At 32.2% G+C, this 22713-nt stretch carries 21 protein-coding genes and 9 pseudogenes; 24 read left to right on the plus strand and 6 right to left on the minus strand.

Features of this window, described 5'->3' with window-relative positions; translation table 11 throughout:
* From AC1DIT_RS20505 to AC1DIT_RS20530, 6 genes and pseudogenes are all read left to right on the plus strand, one after another.
* Positions 1–392 (plus strand): NUDIX hydrolase (locus AC1DIT_RS20505; protein ID WP_476998375.1); only part of this gene is annotated, 392 nt, incomplete at its 5' end.
* 415 nt (positions 393–807) lie between these two features.
* On the plus strand, positions 808–1662 hold the full coding sequence (locus AC1DIT_RS20510; RefSeq protein WP_044880826.1) for a MerR family transcriptional regulator: 855 nt from the start codon (positions 808–810) through the stop codon (positions 1660–1662).
* A 99-nt stretch (positions 1663–1761) separates the two neighbouring features.
* A pseudogene (locus tag AC1DIT_RS20515) lies at positions 1762–2862 on the plus strand (C45 family autoproteolytic acyltransferase/hydolase).
* Between the two features lie 450 nt (positions 2863–3312).
* Positions 3313–3477, plus strand: a pseudogene (locus AC1DIT_RS20520) (MerR family transcriptional regulator); the annotation flags it as partial.
* Positions 3422–3850 (plus strand): annotated as a pseudogene (locus tag AC1DIT_RS20525) (hypothetical protein); the annotation flags it as partial. The pseudogenes AC1DIT_RS20520 and AC1DIT_RS20525, both read left to right, overlap by 56 nt.
* 437 nt (positions 3851–4287) lie before the next feature.
* Positions 4288–5025, plus strand: a complete 738-nt coding sequence (locus AC1DIT_RS20530) for a YrrS family protein (protein WP_016114986.1) — start codon at positions 4288–4290, stop codon at positions 5023–5025.
* A gap of 79 nt (positions 5026–5104) precedes the next feature.
* Here AC1DIT_RS20530 and AC1DIT_RS20535 read toward each other — a convergent pair whose 3' ends face one another.
* Entirely contained in the window at positions 5105–5656 is a 552-nt protein-coding gene (locus AC1DIT_RS20535) for a GNAT family N-acetyltransferase (RefSeq protein ID WP_016114985.1), read from the minus strand.
* A gap of 287 nt (positions 5657–5943) precedes the next feature.
* Between AC1DIT_RS20535 and AC1DIT_RS20540 the strand changes: the two genes are divergently transcribed.
* Complete coding sequence (locus AC1DIT_RS20540) at positions 5944–6450, plus strand: DUF3189 family protein (RefSeq protein WP_016114984.1); 507 nt, start codon at positions 5944–5946, stop codon at positions 6448–6450.
* 33 nt (positions 6451–6483) lie between these two features.
* On the opposite strand, the gene AC1DIT_RS20545 is transcribed toward AC1DIT_RS20540, so the two are convergent.
* The gene (locus AC1DIT_RS20545; RefSeq protein WP_170927919.1) at positions 6484–7194 is read right to left on the minus strand and encodes a hypothetical protein; all 711 of its coding nucleotides are present in this window, start codon (positions 7192–7194) and stop codon (positions 6484–6486) included.
* A 562-nt stretch (positions 7195–7756) separates the two neighbouring features.
* Between AC1DIT_RS20545 and AC1DIT_RS20550 the strand changes: the two genes are divergently transcribed.
* The 3 genes and pseudogenes from AC1DIT_RS20550 to mle all read left to right on the plus strand — a co-directional run bounded on the left by AC1DIT_RS20550 (position 7757) and on the right by mle (position 10938).
* Positions 7757–8962: an MFS transporter gene (locus tag AC1DIT_RS20550; RefSeq protein ID WP_016114982.1), complete on the plus strand. Its 1206-nt coding sequence runs from the start codon at positions 7757–7759 to the stop codon at positions 8960–8962.
* A 203-nt stretch (positions 8963–9165) separates the two neighbouring features.
* A pseudogene (locus AC1DIT_RS20555) lies at positions 9166–9840 on the plus strand (glycerophosphodiester phosphodiesterase family protein); the annotation flags it as partial.
* A 243-nt stretch (positions 9841–10083) separates the two neighbouring features.
* Complete coding sequence (gene mle / locus AC1DIT_RS20560) at positions 10084–10938, plus strand: alpha/beta fold macrolide esterase (protein WP_016114980.1); 855 nt, start codon at positions 10084–10086, stop codon at positions 10936–10938.
* 275 nt (positions 10939–11213) lie between these two features.
* Here mle and AC1DIT_RS20565 read toward each other — a convergent pair whose 3' ends face one another.
* On the minus strand, positions 11214–11681 hold the full coding sequence (locus AC1DIT_RS20565; protein ID WP_016114979.1) for a DUF2306 domain-containing protein: 468 nt from the start codon (positions 11679–11681) through the stop codon (positions 11214–11216).
* A 309-nt stretch (positions 11682–11990) separates the two neighbouring features.
* Between AC1DIT_RS20565 and AC1DIT_RS20570 the strand changes: the two genes are divergently transcribed.
* Positions 11991–12323, plus strand: coding sequence for a GrpB family protein (locus tag AC1DIT_RS20570; protein ID WP_016131421.1), 333 nt, complete (start codon positions 11991–11993; stop codon positions 12321–12323).
* Between the two features lie 250 nt (positions 12324–12573).
* Here AC1DIT_RS20570 and AC1DIT_RS20575 read toward each other — a convergent pair.
* Positions 12574–13461, minus strand: a pseudogene (locus AC1DIT_RS20575) (aminotransferase-like domain-containing protein); the annotation flags it as partial.
* Between AC1DIT_RS20575 and AC1DIT_RS20580 the strand changes: the two are divergent.
* The 10 genes and pseudogenes from AC1DIT_RS20580 to AC1DIT_RS20625 form a co-directional block, all read left to right on the plus strand.
* Positions 13445–13639 (plus strand): annotated as a pseudogene (locus AC1DIT_RS20580) (nucleoside hydrolase); the annotation flags it as partial. The pseudogenes AC1DIT_RS20575 and AC1DIT_RS20580 overlap by 17 nt on opposite strands.
* A gap of 167 nt (positions 13640–13806) precedes the next feature.
* Complete coding sequence (locus AC1DIT_RS20585; protein ID WP_476998376.1) at positions 13807–14265, plus strand: GNAT family N-acetyltransferase; 459 nt, start codon at positions 13807–13809, stop codon at positions 14263–14265.
* A gap of 31 nt (positions 14266–14296) precedes the next feature.
* A complete protein-coding gene (cutA, locus tag AC1DIT_RS20590) occupies positions 14297–14635 on the plus strand; it encodes a divalent cation tolerance protein CutA (protein ID WP_016132830.1) in 339 nt (112 codons plus the stop codon).
* Between the two features lie 554 nt (positions 14636–15189).
* Positions 15190–15465, plus strand: coding sequence for a heterocycloanthracin/sonorensin family bacteriocin (locus AC1DIT_RS20595; RefSeq protein ID WP_016114975.1), 276 nt, complete (start codon positions 15190–15192; stop codon positions 15463–15465).
* Positions 15466–15687: 222 nt separating this feature from the next.
* Positions 15688–15807, plus strand: a pseudogene (locus AC1DIT_RS20600) (GNAT family N-acetyltransferase); the annotation flags it as partial.
* Between the two features lie 37 nt (positions 15808–15844).
* Positions 15845–16291 carry an NUDIX domain-containing protein gene (locus tag AC1DIT_RS20605; protein WP_016114974.1) on the plus strand — a complete coding sequence of 149 codons (447 nt, stop codon included), beginning with the start codon at positions 15845–15847 and terminating at the stop codon, positions 16289–16291.
* Positions 16292–16794: 503 nt separating this feature from the next.
* Positions 16795–17082 carry a heterocycloanthracin/sonorensin family bacteriocin gene (locus tag AC1DIT_RS20610; protein ID WP_016132829.1) on the plus strand — a complete coding sequence of 96 codons (288 nt, stop codon included), beginning with the start codon at positions 16795–16797 and terminating at the stop codon, positions 17080–17082.
* Between the two features lie 167 nt (positions 17083–17249).
* On the plus strand, positions 17250–18272 hold the full coding sequence (locus AC1DIT_RS20615; protein ID WP_016114972.1) for a serine hydrolase domain-containing protein: 1023 nt from the start codon (positions 17250–17252) through the stop codon (positions 18270–18272).
* 53 nt (positions 18273–18325) lie between these two features.
* Positions 18326–18469, plus strand: coding sequence for a hypothetical protein (locus tag AC1DIT_RS20620; RefSeq protein WP_016114971.1), 144 nt, complete (start codon positions 18326–18328; stop codon positions 18467–18469).
* Positions 18470–18775: 306 nt separating this feature from the next.
* On the plus strand, positions 18776–19984 hold the full coding sequence (locus AC1DIT_RS20625; RefSeq protein ID WP_016114970.1) for an L-lactate MFS transporter: 1209 nt from the start codon (positions 18776–18778) through the stop codon (positions 19982–19984).
* Between the two features lie 43 nt (positions 19985–20027).
* Here AC1DIT_RS20625 and AC1DIT_RS20630 read toward each other — a convergent pair whose 3' ends face one another.
* Positions 20028–20471 carry a hypothetical protein gene (locus tag AC1DIT_RS20630; protein WP_016114969.1) on the minus strand — a complete coding sequence of 148 codons (444 nt, stop codon included), beginning with the start codon at positions 20469–20471 and terminating at the stop codon, positions 20028–20030.
* Between the two features lie 159 nt (positions 20472–20630).
* On the opposite strand from AC1DIT_RS20630, the pseudogene AC1DIT_RS20635 reads away from it, so the two are divergent.
* The 3 genes and pseudogenes from AC1DIT_RS20635 to AC1DIT_RS20645 form a co-directional block, all read left to right on the plus strand.
* A pseudogene (locus tag AC1DIT_RS20635) lies at positions 20631–20945 on the plus strand (NUDIX hydrolase); the annotation flags it as partial.
* A gap of 504 nt (positions 20946–21449) precedes the next feature.
* Positions 21450–22154, plus strand: a complete 705-nt coding sequence (locus AC1DIT_RS20640; protein ID WP_016114966.1) for a hypothetical protein — start codon at positions 21450–21452, stop codon at positions 22152–22154.
* 174 nt (positions 22155–22328) lie between these two features.
* Positions 22329–22559 (plus strand): annotated as a pseudogene (locus AC1DIT_RS20645) (hypothetical protein); the annotation flags it as partial.
* Here AC1DIT_RS20645 and AC1DIT_RS20650 read toward each other — a convergent pair.
* Positions 22528–22710: a hypothetical protein gene (locus AC1DIT_RS20650; protein ID WP_016132827.1), complete on the minus strand. Its 183-nt coding sequence runs from the start codon at positions 22708–22710 to the stop codon at positions 22528–22530. The pseudogene AC1DIT_RS20645 and the gene AC1DIT_RS20650 sit on opposite strands and share 32 nt — an antisense overlap.
* Between the last annotated feature and the right edge of the window lie 3 nt (positions 22711–22713).

Consider the following 22713-nt stretch of genomic DNA (forward strand, 5'->3'; position numbering starts at 1 on the left):
GTGTACTTGTTATAGATCATGAGCAACGAGTTTTATTACAACTTCGAAAAGATAATGGATGTTGGGGACTGATTGGTGGTTCTATGGAGTTAGGAGAAACACTTGAACAAGTAGCTTATAGAGAATTGTTTGAGGAAACAGGACTAACGGCTGAGAATCTTAAATTAATTCATACATATTCAGGAGAAGCTTTTTACTATCAATATCCTCATGGTGATGAAGTCTATAATGTTGTGACGGCTTTTGAATGTAAAGAATATAACGGCTATTTAAGTCATGATAAGGATGAGGCAACAGACCTTCGATTTTTTTCTTTATATGACTTGCCAAAAAATATAATCCTACCAGATAGACCTGTACTCGAAGATTACAAATTAAAATACACTTTATAAGAATTGGTGGTTAAATAAAAGATTCGATGTACGGATAGAATAATGATCAATCTTTTTTTTATAAAAAGCTTTCTAACAACATAAATAATAGAAGGCATTTTGATCAAACTTTATTTCAAATTCACACGATTTTTCATTCATTCCCCTAAGTCTATTAAAATGCCATAAATCCCTACTTTTTTAGTTGAAAGTAGGGATTGTTTTTCGGAGGAAAAATTTAGATTTTCCCTTAAAGCACTACACTACATTTAAAAACGCCAGTCATGTTATTCCATTGAATTCCCATTTCATCGAAAATCAATAAGAATCTCAAGTGGAAAGTTGAAGTGTCAGATTGATTTGTTTTTGATTTATAATGGGATTTATTGGAGTAAATTGTTTGGAAATAAATGTCGTTTGGAAAAGGGGCTTTGTTATGTATACCATTGGAAGATTTTCAAATCTGTGCGATGTACCTGTGAAAACAATTCGTTACTATAGTGACATTGGTTTACTCGAACCTTCTTATGTAGATCCCGAGACGAGCTATCGTTACTATGACTACGATAAGATGAAAGAGCTAAAAGCTATCCTAGTGCTTAAAGACTGCCAGTTTTCGTTAAACGAAATTGAGCAAGTTTTAAAAAGTAAAGATATGAAAGATCTGGATGTAAGATTAAAGAAAAAAACAGAAGAGTTAAAGTATCAGCAAGAACAAATCATCAAGCAAATTAACAACATTCAGCAAATAAAGAAGTTCATAAAGAATGATGAAACATTCATTCCTGAGCCCACTCTGTCAAGTTGTTACATAGAGGAGCGAAAAGATACACAGGTTGTGTCTATTCGCAAAACAATAAACATGTTTGAAATGGATACACTCGTTAAAATGTTGTTTGAAAGGATATATGCATATCAGTTTAATATGGATGGGGAGCTACTAGCTATTTTTCATCAAAAAGACTGGAGACAAAAGAAAGCAGATGTTGAATTACTTTTACCCGTAAAAGTCGATAAAAATGAGGAGTATCTTACGAGAGTGCCTGGAGGAATGTATGCATGTGTCAATGTAGAAGGGCCTTATTCAGAACTTCACTATGGCTACAATCGTTTAAAGGTATGGGTGGCAGAACAATCCCTTCATGTTAAAGGAATGTATATGGAACAGTACATAAAGGGACTCGTCCCATCCAAAGTAGTGAATCCAATAAATATTAAACCGAACAACGAGATACATCCAAATGATTTTTTGACAAAAGTGTTTGTAAAGGTAACAACGCAGAATAATTGAATAACGAACTGAGATTAACTCTCTAGTTACTGGAGGGTTTATTCTGTTTATAGCAAGGTATATATGTTTGCTATTAAAATGCAGAATGGGGAGCTTTGAATGAATACGCATACAGGGAAATTTACTTATCTTAAAGGAAGTTCGTATGAAATTGGAAAACAACAAGCATTAGAATACTATGAAAGTGCACACGTTAAGGAAATTTTTTTTAGGAAACACTCTGATTCTACCAAAGCGTATCTAGAAATCAGGTCCCAAATCGAGGAGTATTGCCCGGGATTAAATGAGGAATTAGAGGGTTTTGCGGAAGGGTTTGGTTATAAATCAAACCAATTAAAATTTTATGATGATGCCTGGTTAATACCTGGAGGGTGTAGCCTAAGTGCAATTTTGCCCCAAAAAATGTCTGATGGTAAAACATACGTATTACGAAACTATGACCTCTCTCCTGATATTTCGGATATGCGCCTTTGTACAACTAAAGTAGATGGAAGATACACGCATACCGGTTTCTCTGTTTCTACATTTGGTCGAAGTGATGGATTAAACGAGAAAGGTCTATGTGTAGCGTTTGCTTCGTGTGGCATGCCGATAGGCAAATATCCAGGTATGAGAAAACCAGTAGTTACTGGGTTGTAGTTTATGGTGGTTGTTAGAGCCATACTAGAGACGTGTAAAAATATTGAAGAAGCCATCTATGCTGTGAAAAACATGCCTGTGGGAACGAATATGAATTTACTTTTAGCGGATGCAAATGGTGAGGCAGCTTTAGTTGGAACATATGACGGAGTTAAAGTAGTTAAAAACGCAGAACTAGATTATTTAATTGCAACAAATCATGGGCTATTTCCTGAAATTGAAAATCTTGAACCAGGCAAGCTAGAACAATCTCAACTACGATATAATATTTTAGAGAATAAATTTAGTGCCAATGGTAAAAGAACTGCTTGCGAAATTAAAGAACTTCTTTCAACGGAGTTTCCGAAAGGGGTGTCCATTCATAATTATAAAGAAAACTTTGGAACAGTGCATTCAATTTTGTTTAATCTAACTGATTGCCAACTTGAGTTTTCCTATGGTTCTCCTTTACATAATAAATTATATCAGTTAAACGTTGGTGATAATTTTCCAAAGACACGAATTCCAGTTGAATTTTGTAACAAGAATTATGGACCGGATTTTTGGAGAATATCGAGATAATAAATATAAAATCATAGATAGTGTTTAAAGTGAAGCGCTGTATCTTGCTACTAAAGGTAGTTTTAGTTCAATATGTCCTAAGTACTAAGCTAATACAAGTTATGTACATATTCAAGAAAAGGGCACAATTGTGGATGTAGCTTTATAAAAAAGATTGATTATTTAATATAAAGATTGATAATTTGTAATAAAGTTTGATTAAAACATTCAAGAAGATGATATGAATTTGGAAATTCGTATCATCTTCTACTATTTCTTGGCATAATAATTGTAAGAATATTTCAATATTCGATAATTTAAAGAATGGGCAGGATGGAGGAATGTAGGTATGAATGTAAAAGATGTGATACCTAACTTAGTTATTATAATAAAACCTATATTATTTTTTATCGACGTACTGATAATATGAAATATCATAAAGAATATGTAGCAATGATAAAGGAGAGTATAATGTACACAATTGGACAAGTCGCTAAATTTTTAGGTGTATCTAGAGATACTTTGAAATTTTATGAAGAAAAGGAATTAGTCAAGCCTAAGCAAAATATTGAGAATGGGTATAGTAAATACTATCTTTACAAAAAAGCTTATACCTTCATTTTTAATTGGTATAGGATCCTTATTCATTTCAATTGGATATATGATTTATGCATTCTCAAATCATTTTATAATAGCAGCTATTGGTTTCTTCATTCTTTCTTTTGCTATGGATTTTGCGAATACAGGTTTTTATACATTTTATCAAAACAATATACCTGTAGATATAATGGGAAGGGTTGGGAGCATTTATGAATTACTTATAGCAATTCTAACCATTCTTGCAACTATTCTTTTTGGAGTAGCTACTCATTTCATTTCCATTCAAGTTGTAGTTATTATAGGGGCATTTGTAATGTTATTAATAACCATCGTGTTATGTGCATTTAATTTATTACCATCGAAAGCAAAATTATATTCAGCGCAGTCATTGGATTCTAAAAAAATCTGAAAAAGAATTTTGATTTTATTTTCGCATTGAAATCACTGAGAGTATAAAAATACAAAAAGATGTGCGTACTAAAATGTACGTCTTTTTGTATTTTAATTGCCAAATATTTTATAAAAATAGATGAATTGTTGAAGTAATCGAAACTTGTATTAAAAATAGTAGAAACATTCTAGCTTAACATTAATTTTATTATTGAAATTCTGAATATTAAAATGTAATATAGAAAAGCGTGTGTAATAATGTACTAATTAAAAAATGTATTTACAATAGATGTTTGTGTAAGTGATAAGGGGGAAAATGATAACGACTATACATATGGAATTTAAAAGTTTATCGGCATCAAAAATATGAAAATAAACTTACTAGAGTCTAAAGTAAAGTAAAGTAAAGAAAACAACATACAGGTACACTGTAAAAGTCATATGGAGGTTTCAGGAATGGGAAATGAAAGTAGATTTCAAGAAAAACAACAATCACGTCGAAAGCGCGGTGTTGTTAATATTGGATTAAGTTTAGTATTACTGACAGTCAGCATGGTATCTTATCAATTATTTTTTACTGGTCAAACAAAAGGAAAAGAACATCCAGAAGAAAAGAAAGTAGCCCAATTAGCATCTAAAGAGGCGAAAAATAATAAATTAGAGGAACAAAAAACAAAACAATCAGAAGAAGAGGCATCAAAAGAACAAATAAACAAAGAAGTTGAAAAACAAGAATTAACAGAGCAACAAAATCAAGAGAAAGAAAACTCAAAAATACTGGAAAAAGAAAAGCAGAGTAATGAAAATCAAGTGAAAAAACAAGAGGAACAAAAGAATACAAAAATGGAACAGCAAAAGGTTAATGAAGAGGGAACAACTAAAAATCAACCAGACAAAAATGAGGATCAAACAGAACAAAATAAGCAATGGAATCCAGTTGGTACAGAGCAAGGGGCAAAACCTGCCATGCAATTTAAAGAGGGAACGACAGATTGGAATGAGATGAAAAAAGCAATTTCCTACGCTGTTGATGCTCCTGAATCACAACTCATTTATGATTTTATTGGAAATAATGGAACGAATAAGGCCTATGGTAATGTGCGAGATAAGCAAAGCAATAAAAAATATAAAGTATATATTGATTGGGTAGAAAATAAGGGATGGAAACCAGCATCTGTTCAGGTTATAAAATAGTCATACCGACAAATAGTCTACCAAAATTCAGTATATAAGACAAAGACTCTCCCGATTGGAGAGTCTTTTACATAAGTTACTATTTTTCATATGTTTGCTGTTTATTTATGTGGTTGTCTTTTCGTTTATCAAATGCAAACAGACTAAGTTCTTCAGAATCATTAGCTAACTGAATCAATCGTTCAAACTGCAATCCTATTTTTTTTAGAAGCTTAGCTGAAGCGCGATTGTCTTGAGTAGTAATCCCCACAATACGATTTAGCCCCAATTTATCTTTTCCATATGTCATCACTGCAGAAGCTGCTTCATAGGCGTATCCTTTAGCCCAATACTTTGGGAGAAAGGCAAATCCAATATCTACATCTTCCAATGAATCTCTTTTTACCAGACCACAGATTCCAAGCGGAACGTGATCCTCCTTTTGTTCCACCAAAAAAAGACAGAAACCAAATTGTTCATACATGCGAAGCGGTCCGTTCAAAATATAAGTCTTTGCGTCTTCTATTGTCCTTACACCACGATCGCCTATACATTGCAACCAAGAGGGGTCATTCATAAGCTCTAGGATAAAAGCTGCATCGTCAGTTGTTTGTAGTCGAAGAATAAGACGGTCTGTTTCAAGGATATTCAAAGGGAATACACCATCCTTTCAATATTATATTCCATCTAGATATCATAATCGTATTGTAACTTAAAATTCAAGGATATTTGTTCATGAGGTACACATTATATGTTAAGCGTTGTAACAAACGCTTTTTTATGTACGCCACTTGGTACAATAATTAATAGAGGATATTATGTCTGAAAGAAATATCACTAATTAACAATTAAGTTATAAAATCAAAGCTTCGCTTGATTAGTAAATGATGAGATGGTGATACTAATAACTATGAAAAGTTTATGATAAGGGATGGTATTATGATTTTTATTTACACAGATTTTGGCGGAACACATACAACTTCACTTGCGGCAGCATATCATTTAAACAAACTCCCCACTGATCGAAGACTGACAAAAGAAGAAATTTTAAATGTGGACTATTTTAATAAGCTTAAAACGTCTGATATGGGAAAAATCATTTTTCATGGAAGGGACGAAGGAGGAAATCCGGTTTATACAGTAGGACATGGGGCATCAAAAGTAGTTGTTCCATCCATGAAAAATTTAGCGGAAATTCTTCAACATCAGTATCAAAACAATGAAAAAATCATTTTTTCAAATACTTCACCAACCGTTCCACTTCCTATGACGTTTGGAGGATTGTTTTCAAGAAGATTACATATTGATTTTATTGGTGTTCCCTTACTTGTATGGGGAGCAAAGCTGTGTTGTGATAATATACAACGACTTGTTGATTATACAAAAGAAGCGGGTAGAATGACTAATGATTATGTTGTTATTTTAGAGAATGAAACTTTCAAATAAAAATGCAGGATTTATTGGAATCCTGCATTTTTTCTATATCAATTCAACTTTTTTTCGAATGACAATTTTATCAATTTCATCTTCTTCATCACCAATGTATAAGCCACGTTCTTTTAAATATGTTTCAAAATATAAATCTGCTTCTGCACGTTCATCATAAGGTTTTACAGATAAAACAAACCCTAATTTATTTTGTTCCTCTAAATGGGAAGTAGAGATATAAGCAGGGATATTATGACGTAAAAAAAGTTCCTTTATAGGAATAATCATATCCTTCATTAGTTTTGATAGCATGCTCATTTCAAAATCAAAGTTAAAACGATCAATACTAGATATGTCAGCAAATACAACCCCAATAAAGCCTGTATTAAATACTTCTTGAAATTCGGCGTCTTGCTTATCATAAAAATTCTTTTCAATTAAGTAATTTTTAAAATAAGCAACACCATCAGCTTGTTCAAAAGGTTTTGTTGAAAGAACAAAACCGATTTTCTTTTGTTTATGTAAATACACACAAGACATATGTGCGGATATATTATGTTCTTTAAATAAAGAACTTGTTGCTCCTGCAAGACCATCTAATACATGATGGACAATTTGTAACTTTTTACGRGCAAAATAATAGGATTTTTTTTGTAGTTCCAATGTATCAATAAACACAGAGCCGATAAAGCCTGTATTTGAGATAGTAGGTGTATGCTTTTTTCTTCCTCTGCGCTTGTTTTGAGCCATTGTAAAAGTCATCCCTTCAAGTGCGATTAAAATAAAAGAACGTTTGTTCGCATATTTATATTTTACTATTTAATCGCTACAAAGTAAAGGGATTTTCATCAAAAAACAATAAAAAAGACACCTTTTAAAGGTGTCTTAAACGTGATAGGGAAGAGGTTTCAACCCACTTTATTTGTAATTTATATTATGAAACAGAGACAAGTTCTTCTGCATCGTCTACATCTAAATGACAATCCATTGTACGTACATCTTGATCTTCATGACTTCCGAAATAAATAGTAATTTTCATATGTATCGCTCCTTTATTCTAGGAATACCTAAAATAATTACTAGTAATGTTACTGCTTATTATATACCACTTTTTCCATTTCGACAATCTTATCCAGTTTATAAAATTTCTTTGTGAATATTAAGAATTTTTGTTACGATACACATAACTAAACGTAAGGAGGAATTCACATGTTAAAAAATTTAAACCGATTCTCAAATGAAGGAAGAGGAGTGAATAGCATTTAAGCTAATTTAACACTCCTGCTTCCGCAAAAAATATAAATATCGGAAAGTAGGAGAACGTTTGGATAAGTGTACGCTGGCAAATCATAATATTTCTATTTTATTTTGGGTACATTTTTTTGGAACAATTAGCTTTTTACAAGCGGTTATGACGTTGTTTTATGTGGAAAGAGGATTAACTCCTTCAAATGTTTTTATTGTATTGATGTGCTGGAGTGGAGCAGTTCTAATTGGAGAAGTACCAGCAGGCATTTTTGCAGATCGATTCGGTTTAAAACTCTCTTTTATAACAGGTGCTTGCATAAAAATTATAAGTATTTCCCTTTTATTATTTGCTGATAACATATGGCTATTTTGTTTATATAGCTTATTGAATGGTTTATCAGTCACTTTTTTTTCGGGTGCTGATGAAGCCTTAATATACGAATCTTTAAAAGAAACGAATGAACAACATCTTATGGATAAAGCGATGGGGAAAATTCAATCCGCTAGCTTTATTTCAATGTTGATTGCTGTTATTTTCGGATCTTATTTTGCGAAAGATTTGAAGGAAGAGCAATTCTTTATTTTAATTACACTCGGACTTCTTTTTCATTTCGTAGAATTAATTTTACTTTTATTTATAAAAAATCCGGCGGTGGAATTTGAATATAATGAGTCATCGTATTCACAAGTAATCGAAGGAATACAAGTTATTCGAAAAGCACCTCAATTACTCATCATGTTCTTAAATATATCACTTGTATTTATTCCAGCGAGTGCGGTTTTTGACAACTATGATCAACTACTTTTGAAAAATGCAGGAGTTCCTGTATTTGCAATTGGTATATTATATGCAGTCGCTGCAGTAGGCGGATATTTTGCATCTATTTCAATAGGATGGTTAACCAAAAAATTCTCTCGTATATTTTTATTAAATCTTTCAGGTGCATTAGCTGTCTGTGGATTACTATTAGCAGCGTGCTTTGGAAATACGTTATGGATCGTTTTAGGAGCATTTATTATATTAAGATTTGTAAGAGCAATAAGATATCCAATTTATTCACAGCTGAGTAATGATATAATTCCATCACATGTACGTGCAACAACAATTTCATTATTATCAGTGCTAGATTCTGTACTGGATTTAATTATTTTTGGTACGTTATCTATACTTGCTGTATACGGGTTACCTGTTATGTTTATGGGTTGTACTATAATTGCACTGATAGGTACTTGCTTACCGATTAAAGGTATAAGAGAAGTGCCTAAAAATATTGAATCGTAAATCTGTTTTAAAGCGACCATTCTTTAAGGTATATCCAAGCCTTAGAGGATGGTTATTTTTTATTAAGACATTAGCTATCCAATTGTTTATTTTGTAGACTGAATGATTTTGTTACAAAGCTTTAATAACATATTTATACGTGCTTAAATTTTATCGTGTAATATATATAAATAGAGTATAAGATTAGGAGTTAAAATATCACTCAAATGACAAAGGATGGACACTTAATTGCTATGCATGATAATACATTAAATCGAACAACAAACGGATCAGGACTTGTTAAAGATCATACATTAGAAGAAATAAAAAGACTTGATGCTGGTAGCTTCTTTAATAAAAAACATCCCAAGCTATCAAAAGAAGAATTTAAGGACGTAAAAGTACCAACGTTTGAAGAGATTATTGAAGCGTTTGGCCATGATGCTCGTTATTATATTGAAACAAAATCACCAGAGGACTATCTAGGAATGGAAGAAAAGCTTTTAGAAATACTGAATCGATACCAACTAAGTGATCCCGCTATTGTAAAGGAGAAAATAATCATCCAATCATTTAGTACAGAAAGTTTAAAAAAGATTCATAGTCTAAATTCTAGCATTCCGCTGGTGCAATTATTAACACACAAAAAAGCAGTCAGACTAACCAATGAAGACTTAAAGGCGTATAAAACTTATTGTGTGGGCTTGGGCATGAACTATACATATATGAATGCTACCGATGTCCCAAAAATACAAAAACAAGGCTTAGAAGTTCACCCATTTACAGTAGATAAAGAGGAAGATATGAAAAAGATGATTGAATGGGGTGTAGATGGGATGTTTACGAATTATCCGGATCGTTTACAGCATGTAATTTTAGCAGCCTATAAAAAAGATTAAATAAAACACCCCTTAGTAATAAAATAGATAAACCTAAGTTACAAAAATAGATTATAATTAGTAGTGGTCTTGAATCTCTTATTCATTTCTTATAAGGAGAGTGCTTATCATGATTATTAAGTTCATTCGTTTCCGTTAATTTCAGGTACATTTCTATTCGTTCATTTTTCTAAAGTGAATTTTGGGCTGTCTTGATGTACCTTTTTTCAAATGACCAAATTCGAATGAAATGAGGAATGAATCATGAAAGAAAAGATAAATAAAATTAATGGAATTGATATATGCACAGAGAGTTTTGGAAATCCTAATCATCCAGCTACTTTACTGATTATGGGAGCAATGTGTTCAATGGTTTACTGGGATGAAGAGTTCTGTAAAAGATTAGCAGATACAGGGCGATTCGTTATTCGATATGATAATCGAGATGTTGGACGTTCCGTTTCCTATGAACCGGGAAGTTCTCAGTATGCTGTGGTAGACATGGCGGATGATGCTGTTGGAGTGCTCGATGCATACGATATTAATCAGGCACATATTGTTGGAATGTCCTTGGGAGGTATGATTGCTCAAATTATCGCAGTAAGGCATCCTCAAAGGGTCCTAACAATGACCTTGATTGCATCAAGTATTTATGGGTCTGATGAAAACAATCGGAATTTACCTCCAATGGATGAAAAAATTCTTGCTTATCATGCGAATGGAAGTAAATTGGATTGGACAGAAAACGAATCTGTTGTGAATTATTTAGTTAGAGGATCAGCATTACTCTGTGGACCAAAGCATAAATTTGATGAACAAAGAGTTACGAAGCAGGTAACAAAAGAAATAAAACGAGCAAACAATCTACTCAGCATGTTTAATCATACACTGCTTAAAGGTGATGATTACTTTGAGGGAAAATTAAAAGAAATAAATGTATCTACATTAGTTATTCACGGCACCGAAGATACGGCACTTCCATATGAGCATGGCTTAGCTCTAGCGAATGAAATTCCTAATGCATCGTTACTACCACTAGAGGGAACGGGGCATGAAATTCATTTTGATGATTGGGATAATATAATTAACGCTATTTCGAAACATACTTCAAGAGTGTAGGAATTTACACAGTCAAAATAGACGATTTAAGAAGTTTTCTGCTCCTTAGATCGTCTATTTTTTATTGGCACTTCGTTTCAACTATTCACGAATAATAAAGGGTTTCAAGTAGTATCTTGACTTTTAATAAAAAGTCTTTTATCTAAATGGATTCTTTTTCTTTGAACTAAAATGATTGAGTAGTAATAAAAAAATCGCTGAATCCAGTTATCGAAGCAGAATATTTATTGCATGATTAATAGCGATTCTATTTTTTCAAAGAGGAATAGAACTCTTTACTTGTTTGTATGTTTTTTATATTTTTTTGCAACAATTATTGTAAGTGGGGTACCAATCAATGTAGGCAAAAACCAAAACCATAGTTTAGGAAGTAAATTTAAAATCGGTATAGAACTCCCTATGTTCACTAGAAGAGCCGTTACAGCACCTATATATGAACCTAGCATACCTCTAATATGATGGTGAATCCAATTCTTCCAGCGTCTCTTTCTTGCAAGATAGCCATAAATAGCAAATGAATAAGAAAAAAGTGCGACATAAAACAAATAAGCAATCTCATTCCAATGTAAAATAGACAATATAATTGCAGTGATGAATATTACAACGTAAGATGCATGGTAAACTTCACCCCATTCTGTATGAGTTCCTTTTCTCTTTTTTGCAGACATTGCGACAGCTCCTGAAATTAAACATATGATCCCAAATAGAATATGAATTATTAAAAGTATGGGAAAGATATCCAATATACTTCCTCCTTTGCTAATTTAATATTTTGGGTTTATTGAAGAAGAGATGAAATATATCCTTGATTCACCTTAATATATTGAAATTAAGGTGTTTCTAGAACATCTTCTAGCTATAATAATTTTCATCATATTTTATTAGATGATTTAGAATGTATACCATAATTTAAGAAACCACCTCATATTTGAAAAGGTATTATAGTTCTAAAAAACTTGCTTTTGCAAAAATTCTAGGGCTTGATGAGGATTCGTATGAACAATTTATTATATTTGGAAGAAAATTAAATTATGATAAGGAGGTATATAATAATGGCTGAAAAAACGAGAATAATAGAAATCATGTCTTATAATCCTGAATGGAAAATGGAATTCAAGAAAATCAAAATAATGATTGAAAGTTATATCGGCGATTTAATTTTAAGAATTGAGCATGTAGGTAGTACCTCTGTGGAAGGGTTAGCAGCAAAACCAATTATTGATATTTTACGGGATTATTTATCAGCTAATGAGGCTGTGCGGAAAGAATATGAAGAACTAAAATATCGATTAGCTGAGAACTATCGATATAATATTGATGGTTATTGTGAAGCTAAAACTGATTTTGTAAAAGGGATTTTGAATAAGACGCTTTATATAAACTAAAAAGAAAAAGTGGGAATTACTACTTGTAATAGAAGAACAAATAGAATCTAATTAAATTGGAAATTTCAAAAATATTTTTCATCTTTCTTATATACCAATATGGTTAAACAATTATAAGTTAACTGAAAGATTTGATTTGGACGGTTTATGAAAAGGTAGAGAAGAATGTATCAGGAAGTTGTCAACACCTAACATATGAATGTATGAGTACCCGCTTGAAAGTCATCTTCCTTAAATGAAGAGGACTTTTCTATGGTTCTATTAATTCCCTAACAATTTGACTTATCTGATAGATTCCTTGCGTAAGATCTTGGACAGGTACATAGCCATACGATAAACGAATATGTTGATCAAATTCTTCTTCATAAATACGCCCTGGGTTAAGAAGAATCCCTTTAGATAATGCTTTTGAAAATAGTTTTTTCATTGAAATTTTAGGTTGTATCTTTAACCATATAAACAATCCTCCGCTAGGGGCATTCCATGTTGCGATGTCTTTACAATACAGGTCCAGCGCTTGCATCATGATTTTTCTTCGTTCTTTCAGCTGCAATCTCACGGATGCTACATATTTTTGATATAAACCACTAGACAACCATTCAGCAGCAACTCTTTGTGATAATGAACTAGATCCATAATCTGTTTGCATTTTTATGTCTGATAATCTTTCAATCACAGGTTCTGGACCAATTACCCATCCAATTCTTAATCCAGGACTAAGTGTTTTCGATAAGCTACCGACATACAATACGTGCCCATTTTGATCCATTGCCTTTAATGGTAGTGGAGGTAGTTCATCAATCCATAATTCACGATAAATATCATCTTCAATAATAGGAAGTTGTTCTTTTTCACAAACATTCATAAGTTCTTTCCGTCGACTTTCCAACATTAAGACACCTGTTGGGTTGTGAAAACAAGGGATAGAATATAAAATGTTTTTCGTTTTATTATATTTACTTCGTCTAGACAAATCGCTTGGTACGATACCACACTCATCCATCGATATTCCAGAAAGATGTATATCTGCTGATTGAAATACATGAAGCGAATATAAATATGAAGGCTTTTCAAGTAGAACTGTGGATTCCCTATGCAAAAGACCAACTGATATTAACTGTAGTACTTTAATTAATCCTACATCTCTTAAATATATATATCGAGAGGTTACTGTCGATACACAGGGAGAATCAAAAGGACAGACTTTTGCTGATTTTCGTCCAAGTGCTAAATCTACAGGAGTTTGTATTGCATTAGAATTGGACCAACAAATGTTTATTCAAGACTTTATAAAAGTCATGATACGTATGGCGTGATTTTGTATAAAGATTGCGRGCTTCTATTCTTTTAGAGAGGGAATGATAGCGAATCGTTGAATATATAAGAAGTGTATTCGAACTATTAAAATCCGATAAAGAAACAATTATGAAAGAAAGATATTTTTCAAATAGTATAATTTGTTATTCAAAAAGGAGTCCATACGATGAATATCCAATTAAAAATAATAACAAGAGATAACTGGGAAGAAGCACTGAAATTACAAGTATCGAAGAAACAAACTACATTTGTACCATCAGTAGCAGTAYCACTTGCGAAAGTATATATTAAGCCAGATGGCGAAAATGTCGAATACATTCCATTCGCCATCTATGACGACGATAGTATGATTGGGTTCATTATGCATGCATTCGAACCAAATACATCGGACATGTATTGGATTAACGGATTTATGATTGATGAGCATCATCAAGGAAAAGGATATGGTAAAACTGCTTTAGCTGAAATGATTAAATGGATTACAAATGAATTTACGGAATGTAAGGAGATTCGATTAACTGTACATAAAGAGAATATTATTGCAAAGAGGTTATATGAAGGTTATGGATTTAAAAACCTTGATTATGTTTATGACGAAGAGCAAGTATATCGTTTATATGTCTAACTTTTATTTAGAAAAGGTTGTGATCTAGCGCATGGAATTTAATGAAGTAAAAATCGAAATATTTATCCCAGAGGAATATATTGAAACTCTACGAGATGAATTAAATAACATTCACGCTTGTAAGGTCGGAAATTACGATAACTGTCTATCTTACAGCACAGTTAAAGGGTACTGGAGACCTTTAGATAATGAAAGACCTTTTGATGGAGAAATCGGTCAAATATGTGAAGGGCAAGAATGTAAAGTCGAAATAAGGTGTAAACAAGACATTGTAAAAGACGCACTTACCATAATTAATCGAATTCACCCTTACGAAACACCCATGATTTATATCATGCCACTACTAAATGAATATTTTGGACAAGTTTAATATTCTCGGAGGATATCACTTTCAAAAAACATGAAGTTAGTATTGTAATTTCATTTGTTAAAAATTACTTAAAGGTGTATCCAAAATCTATTCACAATAGTTTTAGAAAAACGAAAAATAATAATAAAGACTTAATGAAAATACATGCAAGAGTACTACGTTGTAAAAAAACATGATATAAGTACCCTTTCTCGAAAAACTAATATACTCTTAGTTCATCTTTTTAAAAATTTAATATCTGTGTTTTTTTATGACTAAAAGATATCACGCAAAAAACTACCACGCTTAAGCTATAGAACTAGAAAATGATGACATAAAGCTAAATGTTATTGTTTAAATTCATATTTTATAATTTCCATTTATAAAAATGAGCCCATAGTAAAAACAACCTAAAAATAGGCATATGAACAAGGTGCATCATCTAGTGATAGGTCATATTTTGTTGGTGTACACGTATTGAACTTAGTTTATAGCGCTATTTCTACTTAGATTTAACGAGCAGAAATATAGGAAAGCATCGATGGGGTTTTAATTTATAAACGGAGGTCATGAAAATGAATGAGTTTCAACAAGAACTACAAGCGTTAAGCCTTAATGATTATCAGTCTGGAAATGTTGTGTATTGGGACCAGCAAAACCAATATCCATATTACTATATTGAAGATGATGCTCGTCGCTGTGGCGGTTGTGGCCGTTGCGGTGGATTTCGTTGTGGTGGATTCCGTTGTTTTGGTTGCTTCGGTTGTTTTGGTTGCGGTGGTTGTGGTGGTTGTGGTGGTTGCTCTAATTGTTTTGACGGTTTTAATGGTGCTACCTGGTGGGTCATTTAAATTCGTGACATAAATAAAGATATTTTTGAAAGAAAAGTGTATATACAAGTATGAACTGTAGAGACACTTTTCTTTTATTTTGTGAATTTAACAAATAAAAGGGCATCTTCTATTTTCATCGAAATTAATATTTGATATAGCATTTCATATAGAGGTGAATGGTACATTGGATACATATCAAAAATTAGTTTCATGGGTAGAAGAAATAAAGGTACGGAATAAGAGATTCGTCTAACTGTACACAAAGAGAACACTCGGGCAAAAAGGTTATATGAAAGCTATCGTTTTGTAAATCTTGGTCATGTTTATGATGGAGAAGAAGTATATCGTTTACTTGTTTAACTTTAATTAAGAAAATGGATAAAGAGGAGAAACCTAATTGAAAACAAAATTTCATCATATTGTAAGAGGGATAATTATAAAAGATAAAAGGCTTTTAATAGCAAACTACAAAGGGCATCATTCTTTTCTACCAGGTGGTCATGTTGAATTAGGAGAATCTGCAGAATGCGCATTAATTCGCGAACTTAAAGAAGAACTAGGCATCAATTGTGAAGTTAAGCGCTTTTTAGGAGTGATTGAAAACCAGTGGCAAGATAGTGAAATACTTCATTATGAAATTAATCATGTTTTCGAAGTTGATAGTAACGACTTACATAGTGATATAGAACCAATTTCCAAAGAGTCTCACCTGGATTTTAGTTGGATTATTCCTAATAATGAAAATCTAATTGCATATAAAATAATGCCTGAACCTTCAGTCCGAAGATTAATAGAAAAACTCCAAAAAGAGGAGTTATCAAGTTGTTGGCTGAGAAATTTATAAAAAGTACCCTTGTTTCGTTGTGGTGAATAATCGTAATAATGAAATAGAAGTTTTAGCATCTGACGGTACTTCGAAATTGCATACTAAGTCACCGATGCAAGTGACGAATCTTATAAAAATAAAATAATGAGAGAAGAATTTATGCTAGAGTTAGTATAGTCGGACACAACATAGTTAAGTTCATATAATAGATTTCAATGAAAATTCCGGGGAATTATCTTAATTTCTTGTAAAACAGCTGTCAAAGTAGATAGCTGTTTTTTTCTCTTATGATTTCTGTTTATAAAAATGAATCCAACATACAAGCTATCTAAAAATAGGCAACCGAACAAGGTACATCACCCAATAAAAGCTCATATTTTGTTGTTGTACGTATTGAAATTGGTTTCTAACTTCTATATTTATTGCTGTTTATTATGCCAATTAAACAAGTAATACATATAGAAAAGCACCGATGAGTTATGCTGGATAGAAACTTTAATTTATAAACGGAGGTCATTAAAATGAATGAATTTCAACAAGAACTGCAATCATTGAATCTAAATGATTATCACCCTGGAAATGTTGTGTACTGGGATAATCAAAATCAATATCCATATTATTATGCACAAGAAGATGCTCGTCGCTGCGGCGGCTGCGGACGCTGTGGTGGTTGCGGCGGACGTTGTGGTGGTTTTGGCGGACGTTGTGGCGGTTTTGGCGGGTGCGGCGGTTTTGGCGGGTGTGGCGGTTTTGGCGGGTGTGGCGGATGCTTTAGCTGCTTTAGCTGCTGGAGCTGGTGGTTCATTTAACTTTGTAACATAAATGAAGTTATTGTATGAAAGAAAGGTGTATGTACATGTTCAGAGTGTAGAGACACTTTTCTTTCATTTTGTGAATTAAACAAATAAAAGGACATCTTCTATTTTCATCGAAATTAATATTTGATATAGCATTTCATACAGAGGTGAATGAGACATTGCATACATACCAAAAATTAGTTTCATGGGTAGAAGATATAAAAGAACGGAATCATAGTTCTGCAGCAGCACTTTTTATTATGAAAGATAATGAAGTGGTACTTGAACATTATAGTGGAAATCATTCTAATACTGAAAACAGTGCCACTATAACAGCGTCTTCACAATTTAATGTTGCTTCCGCTAGAAAGAGTTACTTAGGTTTAGCAGTTGCTTATGCACTATATGAAGGGAAAATAAAGCATCTCGACGATTACGCAGTTGATTATTTTAAAGAATATGATACAAATTTACTTGGTAAAACAACATTAAGGCATTTAGTAACCCATTCACATGGTTTAAATGAAAAAGTAGACGGAACTATTTATCGAGAATTCGAACCTGGACACAGGTGGGCATATCGAGATATTAACGTACGTATGATGACCCATCTTATTTATCAACTATATAATAAAAGTTTTCCTGAGTTATTAAAAGAACGTATCTTTATACCTGCAGGTTTTAAAGAAACAGGATGGCGAAAAAAGCATCATGAGAATTTAGTAAAGGTAATAGTAAATCCTCATGAAGAAGCAATATGCAGTACTGGAATATTAGATGATGGAACAGAAAAAAATCTTTTTGTTTCTGCTAGAGAATTCGCCTATTGGGGAAATTTACATTTAAATGAAGGATACATAAATGGAAAACAAATCGTACCGAAAGAGGTTATTCAAATTGCAACAAGTCTTCAAAGTCCAAAATACGAAAACATGGACTTACCTCAAAACGGCTGCTTTTGGTTTGTTCAAAACACACCCGCTATACAAAGCGAACTTGGGGAAAGGGTGCCTAAAGGTTCGTATCAAATATTAGGCATTACAGGACCCACTATTTTAGTTATTCCCAAGTATAATGTTGTCGTTGCCAAAATGTATAATAAAAGATATAACTATGGGGGAGACAACTATTTGTATTATTTACGAGAATTTAGCAATTTAGTCGCTGATACATTCGCGAAATCATCCTCTACATACCAGTAAAAATATTTGAATTAGGGTATAACTACTTTTATAAAGAAAAGGAGTGAACCCTTATGAAAAAACAAACAAATAGAAGTAAAAAACAAAACATCAAAGATACAAGTGTTGAGCAAAACGCTATATATAGCGATCCAAAAGATGCAGCGAATATGCAAACTGTTCCGCAACCAAAAGATTATGAGGAAATCGAATATTAATTTTTGTTGTTATAAGACTTTTTTATGAAAGAAAAATACATCTTAAGCCCCATAAAAATAAAGACATCATTTGGTACTATAATGTATATAAGCATTTGAAAATGTCTTATCTTAACACAGCTTTTTTTTACAATAAACCCGTATATAATCTAATTGACAAAAAGGCACTTCTTAACGAAGTGTCTTTTTGTTTATTTTGTACAATGACTCCAATTTAATTTCCAGTTTTAAATTAGTATCTTGTATTTCATCACGGATATACTAAATTGTGATAAAACATGTCATGATAAGAAAGGGACAGTTCGCATGAAACAAGCATCTGTAAATCCATGGCTGATTGTCCTAGGCACAATCATTGTGCAAATTGGTCTTGGAACGATTTATACATGGAGCTTATTTAATCAACCTTTAGTAAGTAAATTCGGCTGGGAACTTCATGCTGTGGCTATTACTTTCTCAATTACCAGCTTTTCTTTATCATTTTCAACTTTATTTGCAGGTAAATTACAACGAAAGTTGGGACTTCGTAAACTGATCGCAACCGCAGGAATTGTTCTTGGAGTTGGATTAATACTTAGCTCACAAGTTTCCTCATTACCACTTCTTTATTTACTAGCTGGTGTCGTGGTAGGTTATGCAGATGGTACAGCCTATATCACATCATTATCAAATTTAATTAAATGGTTTCCAAATCGTAAGGGCCTAATTTCTGGTATATCAGTCTCAGCATACGGAATGGGAAGCTTAATTTTTAAATACGTAAATGGAAAGTTAATTGATACAGTTGGTGTATCGGAAGCTTTTTTATATTGGGGCATAATCGTTTTGATTGTAATACTTGCGGGATCTTTCTTCTTACGTGAAGCTGCTGCGAATGAAACAGTATCTGAAACTTTAAGCAATGATTATTCAACGAAAGAAATGTTACGCACAAAACAAGTTTATTTATTGTTTTTTATGTTATTTACATCATGTATGAGTGGCCTATATTTAATCGGTATGGTAAAAGATATCGGAGTTCAACTCGTCGGACTTAGTGCAGCAACCGCAGCTAATGCCGTTGCAATGATTGCGATTTTTAATACTGTTGGCCGAATTATTCTTGGGACATTATCAGATAAAATAGGTCGATTGAAAATTGTCTCAGCAACTTTTATTGTAATCGGTTTATCTGTTTTTACACTGAGTTTTATGAATTTAAACTATGCTATTTATTTTATTTGTGTTGCAAGTGTTGCTTTTTGTTTCGGAGGAAATATTACCATATTTCCAGCAATTGTGGGTGATTTCTTCGGTTTGAAAAATCATAGTACAAATTATGGAATTGTATATCAAGGTTTTGGCTTTGGCGCACTCGCAGGTTCATTTATTGGAGCGCTGTTAGGTGGATTCCAACCAACTTTTATTACAATCGGTATACTATGTATTGTATCCTTTATTATCTCTATTTTAATTCGACCACCGAGCAATGAGAAAAAGAAAGAAACGCAAAAGTTATACCGAAAAACAGCTTAACATTTTGTATGTGTTCTGTATAGAAAAGAGCCCTAAATGAATACTAGGGCTCTTTTGAGAAGGAATTAAATTTTTTATTTCCAGTTATTTTATAAATAATGTAGTTCACCCCAAAGTATGTTACACCAAATAATAACAAAAACAATGGAAATAAAATAAGAGCTAGTAAACACCCTCCAATATCCCCATTAAAATCCGCATCTGCATTTGAAAAATTCCAGTCCTTAACTTTGCTGATAATATGCCCTAGAATATAGGACAACATAAAGCAAATTATAAAAGCTAAAGCAAGGTACACTGTAAATTCTCGATGCGATACTTTATCAAATATGTAATAACAAGATCCCCAAAACGCACCAAARAGCACTAAAACAAACAGTACTTTAAAAAACTTCTTAATATTGATCCAGCATTGAAATACAATTTGCTTAAATGTTTTTCGATTACGTTTTTTCTTTCTAAGTCTTTTCTTTTTATGCGGTTTCATTTCATCCATCCACAATCTTTGTTTTTTCTTACTATTATATCTTTAAATAAAAACAAAGATATCCTTAATATTCCATATAATAATATTTAAAATTTACTAACAAGGGGATACATCGCTTTATAGAGAACTGTATACTAGAGATCTACTAAGGAGGTTCCTATGAAAAAAGTAACTGTAACGTACGTACTACTTTATGATACGTTTCAAGAAAAAGTATTAATGGTTAAAAATACAGGTTCAAATGCTTCTTATTTTACTTTACCGGGCGGTGCAGTCGAGTTTGATGAAACGTTAGAAGAAGCAGCAATTCGCGAAGTAAAAGAAGAGACAGGATTAGATATAGAGGTAGATGGGATTTTCTCAATAAGTGAAGCGTTTTTTGAAGAAAAAGGGCAACAAGTTATTTTTATTAACTTTGTAGGGAAAATTACAGGTGGAGAAATACATATATCAAGGCCCGGAGAAATACTAGAAAACTTGAATAACAAAGAAATGTTTATTAGTAGTTTCATTGATTATTTTACAAAAGAATACGGGAATTCGGAATGTAATTACGTTGAGCTATTTGATATTGACAGTCCAGACTATATTAAAATTGAATTAATAGATAATAAAATGTTTGTTACTGCTTCTTTGTTTGCAGGATTATCTATATGGTTGGATAAAAAAGCGTTAGGAAAAGTAACAGCTACTATAGAGGGTGTTTATTCGTTCATATTGATTGATACAGACGGCAACATTATTACCTTAGATGAAAAGTTACATTTACATGAGAGTTCTTTTGCCATTACAAATTTTAAAATAGAAAAACTACAAAGTATCGATCAATATTTTGATGACTATACGATTATATAAGTAATGGTTGCTTTGCATTATCAGATGATAACAAACATCAAAATTAGAAACGTCTTTCATATTTCCTTGCCGCTATTACAAACAAATAATACGTAAAAACAAATGAAAAAGGGGATTACAACGATGGATTATACCGAGCTACTTAAGCGAGTAATTAATGGAGATTGGAAGTCAAATCAAAAAGGTTTTGTTGCTTATACTCCTGAAAAAACCATTGAATATTTTGAAGATATATCAAATGAAAAAGATATATTGTTAGCGGATTTTAGATATGTTGAGGATTTATTTTTTGAGGCCTGTTCTAAAGTCATAGAAAAATTTTCTCATTCCGAAAATAATAAAGATGTGTTTGTACTCGCATTGTATGTTGATACTGAGGGAGGCTATTGCGGTATATCAATAAATACAGAACATGCATACCGAAAGATAGTTGATAAATGGTATTCTGATGAATCAGAAGAAGAGCTTAATAGCTTATATGGTGTTCGGTACCATGATTCATCATTTCCGTTTACCTTTTTCAATGAATTAATCACTCCACAATTAGAAGAAATCACAAACGCATACTATTGTATAAATACGGAGCATCCAATACTTGATGTTGAAAGAAAGATAGCATTTCATAAATCGTTTTTTGAAGAGCAGCTAGTTTTAATAGGAATCAATGTAATAAATAGACTTAAAAATACATTTTCGTTGTTGGATACAACAGAAGATTTCTTTGCTTATGTAACTCTACATGATGTTGGTGCTGAAGTTTACGAATTGTTAATTAAAAAAACAGTTCCTTACTCATTGTTCAACAAGCTATTTACAGAAAACAAATGAAACTAACATAAAAATAAAAAAGTCCTTCGAGTGGTAATTATTTAAAGAAGGAGATTAAATTAATAGATCATCAATTTGGTTAAAAATATATTTCATATATAATTAAAAGATGGTATATCCCGATATTTATCTAATTAAAATAAAAGTGGTAATTAGTAAAAAAGGAGGGGAATGATGGATAAGTTTTTACAAGAAATCGCAAATTGGATTAATACAACTAATAAACGAATTGTTATCGGTATTTCAGGACATGGTGCTGCGCGAAAAACTACGTTTGCCAATAAGCTCATAACCCTATTGATGCAAAATAAATTTAATTATATTAATACAGATCCATATATTGTTAGTTCGGACATTCGCAAGCATGCAGTTATTAACTATACATACCAAAACGTAAATCATCATTAGAACTAGCAGTTGGTTCTTGTAATTTAACTGCATGTTCACTAACCCATTTTTGTTGATCTGCAGGCAGTTCTTCAGCAGATGCTACAGTCGAAAACGTTGTTAATGCAAATAAAGTAGTTACTAATCCTTTTTTCCATTTCGAAAACACACA

It is taken from the genome of Bacillus sp. 05T22 (genome assembly GCF_056396765.1).